Consider the following 14,848-nt stretch of genomic DNA (forward strand, 5'->3'; position numbering starts at 1 on the left):
AAACGAAATTACTAAACGGATTATTTCTTAATAATCAGAAGCTTACTTCCTAAGATGATTTAGTTAAGACAAAAGAAATGCCTTGCTAAAACAATCTAAGGGAGTAAGCTTTTTAATTTTTAATCATCAGTAAATTATTTATATCTAAAAGTTTTATTTATATTTAAATTTTAAATTAGTATTTAAATTATTAGTAAGGCTATATCGCGGAACTTAATTAATTATTAATGTTAAATCATCAGAAGTTGCTCTCTCCAGATGCTTATGCTATAAGGCTCCTAAAAACATTTTTATTAGTGTTTGTCTTTGCCCTACCTGCATTTTCTCAAAAAAATATTACTTACAAAGCAGATTGGAAATCGCTGGAAAAGCACCAGGAAGTACCGGATTGGATTCGGGATGCCAAGTTTGGCATTTATGCGCATTGGGGGGTTTATGCCGTGCCGGCTTACAACAACGAACATTACATCCAGCACATGCACAACGAAGCCGACTATGGTAAACTGGGTACTTATAAACGCCACGTGGCGCTTTACGGGCCGCTTTCCGAGTTCGGCTACCACGATTTTATTCCGCAGTTTAAAGGCGAAAACTTTAATGCCGACGAATGGGCCGATTTGTTTGTGAAAGGTGGCGCCCGCTTTGCCGGACCAGTAGCCGAGCACCACGATGGTTTTGCTATGTGGGACAGCGATGTAACTCCCTTTAATGCCAAAGACATGGGACCTAAGCGGGATGTAGTAGGGGAACTGGAAAAGGCCATCCGGAAACGGGGTATGAAGTTTTTTACCTCTTTGCACCACGAACTGAATTACACCAACGTGAAGGTAAAACCGGGTTGGGAAGCCGCCGATCCGCAATACGCCAAATTATACGGCTCGCCTATGCCTGCCAAAGAATGGCAGCAAATGTGGTTAGATAAATGCCTGGAAGTCGTAAACAAATACCACCCCGATATTATTTACCACGATGCCTGGCTGGAGCAGGTAGACAATGATAAACTCCGGACGTACCTGGCGCATTATTTTAACGAAGCGCAAAAGCGGGACCAACCCGTTACCGTAACTTACAAAGGCAATGATATTCCGGAAGGGGTAGCCATGGAAGACCACGAAAATTCTAACCCGGCGGAAATAATGGCTAAACCTTTCCTGAGCGATTATTCCATCGGTACTGGTTTTTCCTTTTCCTGGGGTTATACCGAAGGCATGGAGATCCGGACGGATAAAGATATTATTCAAAAATTGATTGAAGTAGTCAGTAAAAACGGGCAGATGTTGTTAAACCTGTCGCCGAAAGCCGACGGTACTTTCCCGGAAGATCAGCAGCAAGTCGTTACCAAGATTGGCCGCTGGCTCTGGACCTTCGGCGAATCGATTTACGAAACCCGACCGTTTAGTGTGTCCGGCGAAACTACGGCGGGCGGGCAGCGGGTACATTATACCCGCAAAGGCAAAAACGTATACGCTATTTTCCTGGATTGGCCCGCCCCCATAAACGGCGATAAAGTTACGAAAGATACCCCCGTTACCTTAGCCCAACTCACCAACAGTAATTTAAAAGGTCAGGTAAAATCAGTTAAATTATTGGGGTTAAAAAGCCTGGAAGAATGCCCGTTTAACCTTTCGGCCCAAGGCTTAATTTTAACCATTCCGCAAAAAACCAGGGTGCCTTCCGAGAGTGCCCAGGTATTCCGCATCGAGCTCCATTAGTCAAAATACACTATGAAAAAATATTCTGGGTTTAGGTTTTTGGTTGGGTTAGCAGTAGTAGCTTTTACGTCTATTTCGGTAGAAAAGGCCATAGCTGCTGTGTCGCCTAACCAGGTTCAGCAAGTTAAGGCCACTTGGATGGCGGCTACTTTTCAGATTAAAACGCCCAACTATACCACTTTTAAAACCGCCGATATGGGCCACCTTTTTGCGGGCCAAAAAAACTGTATCGTGCGGGTAGCCCCGGAATTAAATAATTTAACCGGGGTTAAAATGCCAGCCGGTTTTTACGAAAAAGGTGAAAGTCAACCTTTAAAATTAAAGTTTAAGGAACCGGTAAAAGTGCTTTTGGGGTTCTTTCAGGATAAAGATAAAGTTTTTCGGCAGGCCAGCTCCGATAATCAACTCGTGCTGGACAGCGCCTTAACGGTAACTGGGTTGCCCCCGATAAAAGTTTATGCCGTAGCTTACCCGGCCGGTACCCAAACCATCAACCCGGCCGGAACTGGCCTTTTTACGGTGCTGGGCGTGATAAAAGCTAGTCAGCTATTAACCTCCCGGAATGCCGGCTTACCCGATGGGCGGGGTTGGGAGCCTTTTATTGTAGACGGATTTTACGACAATAAGCCTTTGTTCGATATTGTAGGCGGACCTGATAAACCCGTAGTGGAAGAAGGAATGCCCGGTACCGAAGGCATTCAGGGTGGTTTTGAAGGCGGCGCTATGGTAAAAATTAAAGGTACTTACCACATGTTCCCGACCGAGCGGGCCGGGGAAAAAGGTGTACCGGCTTACTTCGATCGGGTAAAAACCCGCATTGGCCACTGGACCAGCCCCGATGCTATTAATTGGACGCGCCAATCTACGATTTACCAGGCCAGCGGCACTTACGCCCTCACCGAAGACGATAACCCGATGAACGATCGCCGGGGTGCTATCTGGTCGTATATGCCTATTTTTAACGAAGAGGCCAACCGCTGGTATGGTTATTATTTAGCTTATACAGTTCACAAAGAAATTGAGCCCAACCACTCTTTCGGCCGCATCTGGCGGGCCGAATCTGAAAAACCAGGCATAGATGGCATAGGCGGACCTTACACCGACAAAGGTATTATTATGGAGCCCGGTCTCGACTCCCAGCCCTGGGAAGGCCGGCAAGGAGTTGCGTCTTTTTTCCCTTACAAAGTAGGTGAGGAGTGGCTGGGTTTTTACAGCGGCGCTTATCCGTTTAAATCCTGGGCCGATTACCCCAAGAAAACCGGTAAAGGCTGGTTCATTGGCTTAGCCAAAGCAAATAAAATGGAAGGCCCCTGGACGCGCCTGGATACTACTGTTAACCCCGTAACCTCCATGCACCCCTGGTTTATCGAAAACCCGATTGTAAGTAAATTGCCCAACGGCTTGTACATTGCCGTTTTCGATGGCGGACCGGATGGCTGGGGTCATCATTTGCCCAACATGATGGGCTACTCCTTATCTAATGATGGATATACTTGGTCCGAAGCCCGCTATTTGCCCATTGAAACTAAGGTTAAAAAATGGTGGGATATTATGCGCACGCCGCTGGGTTTAGTCCCCGAAGGCAACAACGTTTATACCATTGTTTACGCGGCCATAGATTTAAAACGTCGTTATCACCCGATGGGAATGGTACAGGTTAAACTTAACCCAGCCGTGTTAGATATTAAAAAACAGGAGCTGGAAAAAATGGACGGTTTAACTGGCGCGCAGAATCAAGCTAAAAAGTAGAAGCCGAATAAGAAATATTTGGTGTTTAAAAAAGTAAAAAATTTAAGTTTAAGCAATCCACGCTCTGTCATTCAGGAGGAACCTATTTAGCATATAACCAAATAGGTTCCTCCTGAATGACAGATGTGGGATCATAAATCTTACAAAGTATTTAAAAGATTTTGAAGTAAACGAGGTGAATAAATTTTGTTAGAAAGCCCTCTATTTAAATAAAAATAAACTTATTGTAATGCCACAACTACAGCCAATATTTTCAATCATCAGGATAATACTAGCTAACAAGGCTTTTTATAAGTGGTATTATATAATAATTGTTTGTGGTTTATCTCTGGTATCCTGTAGTAAACCACTTACCTCCCAAGCGGTAAAAAAACAAGCTGAACTACAAATATTTGATGTAACCAAATTTGGGGCGAAAGGCGATTCAATTACAATCAACACGAAATTTATTCAAGAGGCCTTAGACGAATGCTACAAAGTGGGTGGTGGTATTGTGCTGATTCCCCAAGGTGTTTTTTCCTCAGGGGCTTTGTTTCTGAAAAGTAATGTGCATTTAAAGTTAGCCCAAGGAGCCAAATTGCGGGCGGTATCGGGGTTGGAAAATTTTCCAGAACTGAAAAATACCCGTATTGCCGGCATTCACATGGACTGGCCCTCTGCCTTTATTAATGCTCTAAATGCTAAAAATATTAAAATTTATGGCGAAGGCACCATCGATGGCTCGGGCTATTATTGGTGGGAGCCTTATTGGCAAAAACGAAAAGTATTGGAGAAAACTGTACCCGGCGATTTAATAGACTGGCACGTGCCGCGACCCCGGCTTATTCTCTTTGATAACGTAACTGATTCCAAAATTACGGGTCTACGATTGCAAAATTCTGGCTTCTGGACGGTGCATGTATGCTATAGCCAGAATATTCAATTAACTAGTTTAAATATTTTTAACCCAGTGCTGGAAGATGGTAAAAAAGCCGCCAGTACCGATGGCATCGACGTGGATTCCAGCCGCGATATATTCATTCGGAACTGCACTATTTCGGTGGATGATGATTGTATTGCCATAAAATCGGGCCGCGGTTCGGATGGTTTACGGGTAAATATTCCGACGGAGAATGTGGTGATAGAAGACTGTACTTTTCTGGAAGGGCACGGCGGCGTTTCCGTTGGGACCGAAACGGCTGGCGGTATTAAGAATGTAATGGTGCGCAACTGCAAAGCCCGCGATAACAAAGCACCTATTAAGTTTAAACCCCGGCCGGGTAGGGGTGGCGTTATCGAAAATATTACCCACGAAAACTGGGAAATAGAAAAGGTAGGTACTGTTATAGATTACGCCTTGCGCGCAGTAGATGGCAGTGATTATATTGATGAATGGCAAAAACTAAAAGTGCCTTTTGCGCTGGCCACGCCCCGTTACCGCAATATTACCATCCGCAACGTAAAAGCCAGCCAATCGGGTAAGGCCATTAGTTTTCTGGGTTGGCCCTTAGCCCATGCCGAAAATATTATGCTGGAAAATATCGCCATTGAAGCTAAAACGGGTGCGCGTTTTCAGTACATCGATAACCTGGTGTTAAAAAATGTGGAGGTAAAATCGGCCAATCAGCCTTTTGAATTTTTAGAAGTGCAAAATAAAATTCATATTCCCGCCGCAATCAGGTAAAGTATAGATTTGGGGTTTTTTGTCCGCCCACTCATCAGATAATAAATAACATGAAAACATTAGTTTGTACCACACCCGGACAGTTCGAATATACCCAGGGCGAGAAACCCGTATTAACCAAAGGCAGTGCCATTATTAAAATTAAGCGCATTGGCATCTGCGGCACCGATTTACATGCTTTTGAGGGAACGCAGCCTTACTTTGAATATCCGCGCATCTTAGGCCATGAATTGGCCGGGGAACTGATAGAGATAGATGGAGCCGTAGGTTTTGAAATAGGAGAAGCGGTTACGTTTATTCCTTATTTTAACTGCGGTACCTGTATTGCCTGCCGCTCGGGTAAACCTAATTGCTGTACGGCTATAAAAGTGTGCGGGGTGCATACCCACGGCGGCATGGTCGAATATTTATCCGTACCGGCCTATGCTTTGGTACACGGTGAAGGTTTAAGTTTTGATGAATTAGCGTTGGTGGAACCGTTGGCCGTAGGAGCCCACGGGGTCAGAAGAGCCGGAGTACTGCCCGGTGAATTTGTGTTGGTGATTGGGGCTGGCCCCATTGGTTTGGGTACCATGGAATTTGCCCGCATTGCTGGTGGCCAGGTAATTGCCATGGATATTAACGCCGCCCGCCTGCAGTTTTGCCAGGACAAGCTGCAAATACCCTACACCCTTAACGCCTTGGACCCGGACGTAACCGAAAAGCTCGCTGAGATTACCAACGGCGATATGCCAACCGTAGTCATAGATGCGACTGGCAACCAAAAAGCCATTAATAATGCTTTTAAATATATGGCACACGGAGCCCGGTTTGTGCTGATTGGTTTACAAAAAGGAGAAATCAGTTTCAGCCAACCGGAATTTCATAAACGCGAAGCCACCTTAATGAGCAGCCGCAATGCCACGCGGCAGGATTTTGAACTGGTAGTTGCCTCAATGAAAAAAGGCTTAGTCAATCCGGCTACTTACATTACCCACCGGGTATTATTTAACGAGGTAAAAACCGAATTTGAATCCTGGCTCAATCCGGCAACCGGCGTAATAAAAGCTATGGTGGAAGTAGAGTGAGTTTTTTGAGAGCCACTCCTAAAATTCAGGTATACCCAATATTTATTTTATTTCTAAGAATAAGCAATTAGTTTCGGGCGAAACGGAGGTATAAAAACATGCAAACATCAGCCCTAAGGATTGGTCTTTTTGGCATTGGCTTAGAAGCATATTGGGAGCAATTTACCGGTTTAAAAGAACGGCTGGAAGGTTATTTAGCGGTGGTAAACAATAAACTGGCCGCCGTTCATCCGGATATAATAAACCTGGGCTTAATCGATACCCCCGAAAAGGCGTTTGCCGCCGGCCACGCTTTTAGGCGCGAAGATGTGGATTTGATTTTCCTGTATGTTTCTACCTATGCGTTGTCGTCTTCGGTGTTGCCGGTGGTGCAGCGGGCTAAGGTACCGGTAATAATTTTAAACTTAGCGCCGGAAGCCGCCATCGATTACGCCGCTTTTAATAAAATGAATGACCGCACCCAGATGACGGGCGAGTGGCTGGCGTTTTGTTCGGCGTGTCCGGTGCCCGAGATTGCCAATGTATTTAACCGGGCGGGTATAAAGTTTCACCAGATTACCGGTATGCTGCACCACGACGACGAATGCTGGACCGAAGTAACCGAATGGGTAGAAGCCGCCCGGGTAGCCAATATTATGTTTCATAACCGGTTAGGCTGCATGGGCCATTACTACAGCGGCATGCTCGATATTTATTCCGACCTTACCCAGCAGTATGCTCACTTTGGCGGGCACATCGAAATTATTGAGGTAGACGAACTGTCGATGCTGCGGCGGGAGGTAAGCGACGCAGCAATAAACGCGCGCGTAGCTCATTTTAAAGAAATATTTGAAGTACAGCCGGATGCCACAGAAGAAGAACTACAACGCGCTGCCCGCACATCGGTGGCCCTCGACCGGCTGGTACAAAAATACCAACTCGGCTCTATGGCTTACTATTACAAAGGCACCGGTAATTTTGATAATGAAGATACCATCAGTTCTATTATTCTGGGCAATTCTCTGCTCACGGCCAACGGCGTACCCGTAGCCGGCGAATACGAAATAAAAAATGCCCAGGCCATGAAAATAATGGACAGCTTTGGCGTGGGCGGTTCCTTCACGGAATATTACGCTATGGACTATAACGATGATGTGGTACTGATGGGCCACGACGGTCCGGGCCATATGGCCATTGCCGAAGGTAAAATAAAGGTGCGACCGCTGGCGGTTTACCACGGCAAAGTAGGCCGCGGCTTATCCGTTGAAATGTCGGTAAAAAATGGGCCGGTAACCTTGCTCTCGGTAGTGCAGAAAGCCGATGGCAAACTCATGTTACTTGTAGCTGAAGGCGAATCGGTGCCGGGGACTATCTTGGAAATTGGTAATACCAATAGCCGTTATAAATTCTCGATTGGAGCCCGCCAGTTTATGAATAACTGGAATATTCATGGACCAGCCCATCATTGCGCCGTTGGAATTGGCCACATCAGTTCTAAAATTCAGAAGCTGGGTGCCCTGCTGAATATGGAAGTAATTAAAGTTTGTTAGTAATATTTAAACGCGTATAGATGCTGGCGCAAGTTTAGCGAAGCGTAACTTAAGTCTACAGATAACAGGTAGTTTTCAACTTCCGGAAGTCAGTTCCGCGCAATATTATATACTTAGTAAGAGCCTGGTGTAAGTTAAGCTGTCTGGGCTGTAATAAATTATTACTTAAAACCTGAAAATTATGCTTAAAGTAGCCATTATAATTGGCAGTACCCGGCCCGGACGAAATGGTGAAGCCGTTGCCAAATGGGTATACGAAATTGCCGGTAAACGCACCGATGCGTCGTTTGAACTGGTGGATATTCTGGATTTTAACTTGCCCTTGCTGGATGAGCCTAATTCGCCGGCTTCGGGTAATTATACCAAACCCCATACCCGCGCCTGGTCCGAGAAAATTGCTTCTTTTGATGCGTATGTTTTCGTTACCCCGGAGTATAACCACGGCATAGCCGGCGGGTTAAAAAATGCCCTGGACTTTCTGTACAAAGAATGGAATAACAAAGCTGCCGGTTTTGTAAGTTATGGCGTGGCCAATGGCGTGCGTGCCGTAGAACATCTGCGGCTGGTATTGGCCGAGTTTCAGGTAGCAACCGTGCGTAACCAGGTAGGCCTCTCTTTATTCACCGATTTCGAAAATTTCCGGATTTTCAAGCCGGCTCCTTTCCACGAGAAAACAGTAAATGCCATGCTGGACCAAGTTGTGGCCTGGGGTGGTGCTTTACAAGCTTTGCGAAAAAAATAATTCATGCCTAAATTTTCTGCCCTTCTCTTTTGCCTGCTTTTAATCTATTTAATATTACCAAATGCGGGTAAGGCCCAGTTGCCGAACCTGAACCAGTATAATATTATTTGGGATAGTCAGAGTAAAAACAGCGGCGAATCAATGCCCTGCGGCGGCGGCGATATTGGTTTAAATGTTTGGGTAGAGAACGGCGAAATATTATTCTACCTGAGTAGGAGTGGTGCCTTCGATGAAAATAACCTCTTCCCGAAATTAGGCCGGGTCCGGTTAAACCTGCAGCCCAACCCATTCGCGGCCGGAGCCAAATTCCGGCAAGAGTTAAAATTAAAAGAAGGTTACGTAGAAATTACCGGCGGCGAAGGTAAACAAGCCACCGTAGTTAAAATTTGGGTAGATGTTTTCCGGCCGGTTGTAAACCTGGAAGTAAACAGCAGCCAACCCGTACAGGCCGTAGCCAATTACGAAAACTGGCGGACCCAGGACCGGGAATTGTTAGCCGGTGAAAAATTTGCTACGTCGCTCAAATGGTCGAAACTAAAAGCAATTAATTATAAAGACGAGGTACAACCGGCCGGGAACGAGATTTTGTTTTACCACCGCAACCGCGACTCCACGGTTTTTGATTTAACCGTAAACCAACAGCAGCTCAGAAAAGTTAAAAACCAGTTATTTAATCCGCTCCAAAACTTAACCTACGGGGGGCTAATGCGCGGGCAGCAAATGGTGTATGCCGGCATCGCTACGGGTAAATACAGTCAAGCCGATTTTATTGCTTATAAACTCAAAAGCAAAGCCCCGGCCCGCAACCACCAGGTACAAATATTTCTGCACGTAGACCAGGCCAAAACCCTCGCCGATTGGCAGAATGGTTTGCAGCAAATTATTAAGAAGGCCGAAGCCGGGGAAAAATCGGCTTTTAAAAATACCCGGAACTGGTGGCGGCAATATTGGGAGCGGAGTTATGTTTTTATAAATACAGATAAAAAAAATGCAACTGATGCTTCCTGGCAGGTAGGGCGTAATTACCAGCTTTTCCGGTACATGCTCGGCTGCAACGCTTACGGCAAATATCCCACTAAATTTAACGGCGGCCTGTTTACCTACGACCCGATTTTTGTAGATGCTAAATATCCTTTCGGCCCGGACCACCGGCAGTGGGGCGGCGGCACCTTTACCGCCCAGAACCAACGGCTGGTTTACTGGCCCATGCTCAAAAGCGGCGATTTTAATTTAATGCCGCCACAACTGGAATTTTACCGGCGCTTGTTGCCCAACGCTGAGTTAAGAACCAAAACTTACTGGAACCACGATGGCGCTTCTTATACTGAGCAAATCGAAAACTTTGGCCTGCCTAATTTTGCCGAGTACGGCCTGGACCGTCCCGCCGGTTTTGACCCCGGTTTAGAACACAACGCCTGGCTGGAATATCATTGGGATACGGCCCTGGAAATTTGCCTGATGGTTTTGGACCTGGAACGGTTTACCCAGCAAGATATTACCCAATATTTGCCTTTACTCGAAAGTTGCGTTACTTTTTTCGATCAGCATTACCAATATTTAGCCGGTAAACGGGGCGCGAAAAAGCTCGACCAAAACGGGCACCTGGTGTTTTACCCCGGCACCGCCGCCGAAACGTTTAAAATGACGAATAATTCAGCGCCTACCATTGCCGGTATGCAAACCGTTTTAACCCGCTTACTCGAACTACCTGCAACTTACGCCTCCGCCGATAAAAGAATCCAATGGCAAGCAATGCTGAAACGGATTCCGCCGCTAAGCTTCCGGGAAATGCAAGGCCACAAAACCATTGCGCCCGCTAAAACCTGGGAACGAATGCAGAATGTTGAAATTCCGCAGCTTTACCCGGTGTTTCCGTACGGTATGTACGGCATTGGCAAACCCGATTTGGAAGTGGCCATTAATACCTGGAAGTACGATACCGATGCGATAAAAAACCGGAACTACACCAGTTGGCACCAGGATAATATTTTCTGCGCCCGCCTGGGTTTAACCGACGAAGCCGCCGCCATTTCTATCCAAAAGCTACAAGATTCCGGCCGTCGCTTTCCGGCCTTCTGGGGCCCCGGCCACGACTACGTACCTGACCACAACTGGGGTGGCTCCGGCATGATAGGCGTACAGGAAATGCTCATGCAAACCGATAACCGCAAAATATATTTATTGCCCGCCTGGCCCAAAGACTGGAATGCCGAATTTAAACTCCACGCGCCTTACCAAACCGTAGTGTCGGGCAAGGTGGTAAATGGCAAATTGATTAATTTGGAAGTAAGCCCCAAGGAACGGCGGCAGGATATTATACTGCCGCAGGAATAAATTACAAAATAGTATGAATCTGCCTTTTATTATGAAGATGCATTACTGCTGCCTTATATGAATGTTTGATATTGTTTCAGAAGTGATATTTCGCAAATGTTTAAAAATGAGGTTTAAGCAATCCATCGTTGTCATTCAGGAGGAAACTATTTAGCAGGTAGCCAAATAGTTTCCTCCTGAATGACAGTGAGTAAGTTCCTTAGACTAATTTCCTTATATTAATAAACTGTTTACAGGAAAAATTTAGCGTAACATCAATTTTAACATAAATGCTTTTTGTTAAGCCATCTCACATTCTGTTGCTCATAGTGTAGGTTTAAACACCATTATGACATAAATGCACAAGTTGGTGTGCATGCAAAAAGTATAATATTGATGGAAAACAGAAGAGTAAGGAAAAATTAACGTTACATAATGTCAGATTTAAATTCTCAAAAAGTTACGGAACATATAAATTCAATAGATGCGGCGTATAGCGGAACTATTGAATTTCTCCGGCAAGTCTTTTTAAAGGCTGATTCAGCAATTGCAGAGCATATAAAATGGAACGCGCCGAGCTTTTATTATAGCGGTAGCATGAAAGAATTTGACGCCAAAGAATATAAGCGCGATTTGGCCGTAATAAATTTACACCGCGGAAAAATATTAATTGTTTTCCCGACTGGTAACAAGATTGACAAACAAATTGGCCTTCAAGGGAAAGATTATCCGGATGGTAGAAAAATAGTTGAAATCAAAGATTTAGAAGATGCAAAAAAGAAAGCCGATGTTATCACTGCCGGAATTAAAAACTGGTTGAGTCAAATCGAAAAATAATAACCGGGCTAATAGCAGTTTCCTTAAGCAAGCCTAAAATCTTATTCTTAATTACAATATAGGGCAATTTAATGCCCGGCGCTCATTGCTGCTTCGCCCACCACGCTACCGTAAGTCATAATCACAAAAGAGCACAGCAAAAGCAGCAGGGCAAATATTAAAGTTATGTAGGTGCCGCGCGAAACGTTTTTCCATTCTTTCATGATCACGCCCACCATGTAACTGAAAAATATTAGCATCGACATGTGAATGACCCAGGAAGCAAACTGGAAATTACCCATTTTTACGTGGCCCAAGCCATAGAAAAAAAACTGGAAGCACCACATAGAACCGGCCAGTCCGGCCCACATGAAATTGCGGGCTAAATCTTTAGTAGTGAGGCCGGTTTTATAGGTAAATTCCTGCAAGCTGTTGTCTTTAATACCCAATATTACAAACCAAACCAGGTTTACCAGGAAACAACCGGCCGTAGAAACAATGAGTTTGGCATTGCCTTCAAAATGACCGGCGCCGCGTTCGGCTGCTAAATCCGAAATGGGTTGCCCTACTTCCAGTGAAATATTAAAAACGGCCGATAAAACGCCGGCAATTAAAGTCAGGAGTAAACCTTTGCGCATGTTGAAGCCAGAGGAACCCGCTAAATTCTTTTCTTTTTTAAAGCCGGCCCAACCACAGAAAAATACCCCTAACAGCGAAAGCCCCATACCAATTAAAATATAGTCGCCACCGGGGCGGGTAAAATATTGGACCAGGCCGCCTTTTAAGAGCAAGGGCACCAACGTACCCAATAACGCCGATAAGCCAATGGAAATGGTAAAAGTTAACGAATAGCCAATATTACGGATGGCAAAGCCAAAGGACATACCGCCAAAGCCATAAAGCGCGCCTAGCAAGAAAGCCTGTAGCATTACATCCGGCGGGGAATCCTGTAAAACCGAGAAAAATTCGGGTACAGTAGCAATTCCCAAAATTAATGGAACCAGAATCCAGGCGAAAAAAGCTTGCACCAACCAAAACGGTACCCAGGACCAGTTTTTAGTTTGGTGATAAGGCAGATAGCAAGTAGAGGCAGAGATGCCGCCCAAGGCGTGCAAACCCGTCCCGATTAAAGGGTTGGGGGTAATCATGTGGTGTGTGTAGTGTAAATCTGGAAAATAAAAGTCGGTATTTAAACTGGTTTTGCCAGTTGTTATTGTGGCAGTTGGCTCAGAACCGGGGTTTTCTTCTTCGCTAGCAACAGGTGGTCGCAAGCCAGCACAATTTCGCCGCGCTGGTTAAATACTTCCACGTGTTCTACAACTTTCCCAAATTCCGGCTTTTTATCATCCGCTTTTTCCGAAATAGTAACTTTAGAGCGGATGGTATCGCCAATAAAAACGGGTTTAATAAATCGCAGCCGGTCGTAACCTTTCGAGAAAGCCTCGGGATTAATTTCCGAAGCGGTTTGACCAATAGCTACGCTGAAAATTAAGGTGCCGTGGGCAATCCGTTGTTTAAAAGGCTGGTCTTTGCACCATTCGGCATCCATGTGGTGCGGAAAAAAATCGCCGGTTTGGCCCGCATGAATCACAAAATCCGTTTCGGTAATGGTACGGCCTAAGGTTTCGCGCGTATAGCCCAAGGTGTAATCTTCGTAAAACTGTGATTTAAAATGCATAAAGCTTTTAAAGGTTATCGGGAAATGAATATGGGTAATAATTTAAATATTATTTCTACTTAGTAGTTACGCTTTGCTGTTCCGGTATATTGAACCGTCCCCCTTTGGAGGGGGTTGGGGGAGGACCAATGTTGCTGGAACTCCAAAAAGCAACTGTTTAGATCTATAAGTATCAAATCAATTATTATTTTTCTTCGCCCACGTAATCCTCCCCCAACCCCCTCCAAAGGGGGACGAAGTAGTAAGTTGGTTTTTGTTCAATAATTAACCGTTCAATAATCAACCTGAATTAGTATTTGGGTTAATCAATATTTATTTCTTTACTAACAGATAGCGGCTTACCTGATAGCTGATTTATCTGGCTTTGCCCTTCCTGTAAAAGTTGGTCTATTGCCGTATCTGAATTCATGACTTGTAAAACAACTTCATCCAGAATAGCAGCAATTTGGGCCCAATCGGAGCGACGGGGCAATTCCCGGGCGTGTTGGTGTAAGTTTTCGAGTTTGTGGTAATAAGGGATAAGGGCATTCACCTCCGGGTCGTGCCAGGTAGATAGCCGGCAACCAATACCGCCTTCCAGGGTTAATAATTTATCGTATGCTGGTTGTAAGGCAAATTTTAAAAAGTCGTAAATCACAGCCTGGTGCTTGTTACCAGACCCGATGGCGTACAGCCAGTAAACATTCAAAGAAACAGCTTGCCCCCCCGGACCCTGAGGTACCGGCGCAATTTGGACCTGACCTTTAACCTGTGAATCCTGAGCCACTTCGCAGTAAGAGGCAAAGCCAAACCAGTTTACCATTAAAGCCACTTCGCCGCGCGCGAAAGCCATGCCGGCTTGTACCGAATCATAATCGGCACAGCGGGGGTGTACAGCAGCAATATCGCGTAAGATTTGGCGGTAAAACTCCAGCCCTGCCCGAGCTGCCGGGGTGTTAATATTTACATGACCTGTGGCATCTAGTAAGGAGCCGCCGCGGGACCATAACTGGAGGCAAAAATCAAAAACGGTATTATGCCCGTCGGGGTAAGCCGCGAAAACAGCACCATACAGGTTTTGTTCTGGTCTTTGGAAAAACCGGGCTATTTGCCAGAATTCTTCCCAGGTAGTGGGTGGCTTTAGTTCAGTGCCGTAGCGTTGTTGGTAAGCAGCTTGTTCGGTTGGGTCAGCAAATAAATCTTTGCGGTAAATCAGGCATTCGGGGCCATCGTGGAAAGGCAAACCAACTACCGCCGAACCAAACTGCTGCATTCCCAGCAAAGAGTTAGTCCAGCCTTGCGGATAATCTTCCGGCGGATTCTTTTGCAGAAAAGGAGCTAAATCGAGCAAAGCGCCCGTTTTGTAAGCTTCGGTTATCCAATCAGTATTAATGTGGGCTAAGTCCCAGTCGCCGTTTTTTAAACCTTCCTTTACCAGAATGGCTTCGTGCAAATCGTGTAGCTGTAGCGGCACCATTTCCAGCTCGTAGCTACAGTTGGTTTGCTGGCGATAAGCGGCCCATATTTTAGCTAAAGCGGTTTCGAACGGACCAAATGCCCGTACGGCAAACCTGATTATTTTATTTTCCTCCGGCATAAT

General features: G+C 45.5%; 11 protein-coding genes. 8 read left to right on the plus strand and 3 right to left on the minus strand.

The features are described 5' to 3' along the window. The first annotated feature begins 227 nt into the window (after positions 1–227). The 8 genes from F0145_RS10675 (at position 228) to F0145_RS10710 (ending at position 11,612) form a co-directional block, all read left to right on the plus strand. On the plus strand, positions 228–1,712 hold the full coding sequence (locus tag F0145_RS10675) for an alpha-L-fucosidase (protein ID WP_150088389.1): 1,485 nt from the start codon (positions 228–230) through the stop codon (positions 1,710–1,712). A 12-nt stretch (positions 1,713–1,724) separates the two neighbouring features. Continuing rightward, on the plus strand, positions 1,725–3,461 hold the full coding sequence (locus tag F0145_RS26565) for a hypothetical protein (protein ID WP_223815965.1): 1,737 nt from the start codon (positions 1,725–1,727) through the stop codon (positions 3,459–3,461). Positions 3,462–3,690: 229 nt separating this feature from the next. Continuing rightward, a complete protein-coding gene (locus F0145_RS10685; RefSeq protein WP_150088390.1) occupies positions 3,691–5,124 on the plus strand; it encodes a glycoside hydrolase family 28 protein in 1,434 nt (477 codons plus the stop codon). Positions 5,125–5,174: 50 nt separating this feature from the next. Beyond that, positions 5,175–6,191, plus strand: a complete 1,017-nt coding sequence (locus F0145_RS10690) for a zinc-binding alcohol dehydrogenase family protein (protein WP_150088391.1) — start codon at positions 5,175–5,177, stop codon at positions 6,189–6,191. A gap of 98 nt (positions 6,192–6,289) precedes the next feature. Continuing rightward, complete coding sequence (locus F0145_RS10695) at positions 6,290–7,720, plus strand: L-arabinose isomerase family protein (protein WP_150088392.1); 1,431 nt, start codon at positions 6,290–6,292, stop codon at positions 7,718–7,720. A gap of 181 nt (positions 7,721–7,901) precedes the next feature. Next, complete coding sequence (locus F0145_RS10700) at positions 7,902–8,462, plus strand: NADPH-dependent FMN reductase (RefSeq protein WP_150088393.1); 561 nt, start codon at positions 7,902–7,904, stop codon at positions 8,460–8,462. Between the two features lie 3 nt (positions 8,463–8,465). After that, the gene (locus tag F0145_RS10705; RefSeq protein WP_150088394.1) at positions 8,466–10,796 is read left to right on the plus strand and encodes a DUF5703 domain-containing protein; all 2,331 of its coding nucleotides are present in this window, start codon (positions 8,466–8,468) and stop codon (positions 10,794–10,796) included. Between the two features lie 414 nt (positions 10,797–11,210). Beyond that, entirely contained in the window at positions 11,211–11,612 is a 402-nt protein-coding gene (locus F0145_RS10710; RefSeq protein WP_150088395.1) for a DUF1801 domain-containing protein, read from the plus strand. 68 nt (positions 11,613–11,680) lie between these two features. Here the strand turns inward: F0145_RS10710 and F0145_RS10715 are convergent, their stop codons facing one another. From F0145_RS10715 to F0145_RS10725, 3 genes are all read right to left on the minus strand, one after another. Continuing rightward, a complete protein-coding gene (locus F0145_RS10715; RefSeq protein WP_150088396.1) occupies positions 11,681–12,739 on the minus strand; it encodes an L-rhamnose/proton symporter RhaT in 1,059 nt (352 codons plus the stop codon). Between the two features lie 62 nt (positions 12,740–12,801). Next, positions 12,802–13,269 (minus strand): MaoC family dehydratase, encoded by a 468-nt coding sequence (locus F0145_RS10720; RefSeq protein WP_150088397.1) that lies wholly within the window; start codon positions 13,267–13,269, stop codon positions 12,802–12,804. Between the two features lie 301 nt (positions 13,270–13,570). Continuing rightward, positions 13,571–14,845, minus strand: coding sequence for an extracellular solute-binding protein (locus F0145_RS10725; RefSeq protein ID WP_150088398.1), 1,275 nt, complete (start codon positions 14,843–14,845; stop codon positions 13,571–13,573). Positions 14,846–14,848: the final 3 nt, after the last annotated feature.

This window comes from Adhaeribacter rhizoryzae (assembly GCF_008629685.1).
Classification (GTDB): Bacteria; Bacteroidota; Bacteroidia; order Cytophagales; family Hymenobacteraceae; genus Adhaeribacter; species Adhaeribacter rhizoryzae.

Coding starts and splice junctions, on each gene's coding strand:
- F0145_RS10720 (WP_150088397.1), bottom strand. CDS start 13,269: ATGCATTTTAAATCACAGTTTTACGAAGATTACACCTTGGGCTATACG.
- F0145_RS10685 (WP_150088390.1), top strand. CDS start 3,691: ATGCCACAACTACAGCCAATATTTTCAATCATCAGGATAATACTAGCT.
- F0145_RS10700 (WP_150088393.1), top strand. CDS start 7,902: ATGCTTAAAGTAGCCATTATAATTGGCAGTACCCGGCCCGGACGAAAT.
- F0145_RS10690 (WP_150088391.1), top strand. CDS start 5,175: ATGAAAACATTAGTTTGTACCACACCCGGACAGTTCGAATATACCCAG.
- F0145_RS26565 (WP_223815965.1), top strand. CDS start 1,725: ATGAAAAAATATTCTGGGTTTAGGTTTTTGGTTGGGTTAGCAGTAGTA.
- F0145_RS10675 (WP_150088389.1), top strand. CDS start 228: ATGTTAAATCATCAGAAGTTGCTCTCTCCAGATGCTTATGCTATAAGG.
- F0145_RS10715 (WP_150088396.1), bottom strand. CDS start 12,739: ATGATTACCCCCAACCCTTTAATCGGGACGGGTTTGCACGCCTTGGGC.
- F0145_RS10710 (WP_150088395.1), top strand. CDS start 11,211: ATGTCAGATTTAAATTCTCAAAAAGTTACGGAACATATAAATTCAATA.
- F0145_RS10695 (WP_150088392.1), top strand. CDS start 6,290: ATGCAAACATCAGCCCTAAGGATTGGTCTTTTTGGCATTGGCTTAGAA.
- F0145_RS10705 (WP_150088394.1), top strand. CDS start 8,466: ATGCCTAAATTTTCTGCCCTTCTCTTTTGCCTGCTTTTAATCTATTTA.
- F0145_RS10725 (WP_150088398.1), bottom strand. CDS start 14,845: ATGCCGGAGGAAAATAAAATAATCAGGTTTGCCGTACGGGCATTTGGT.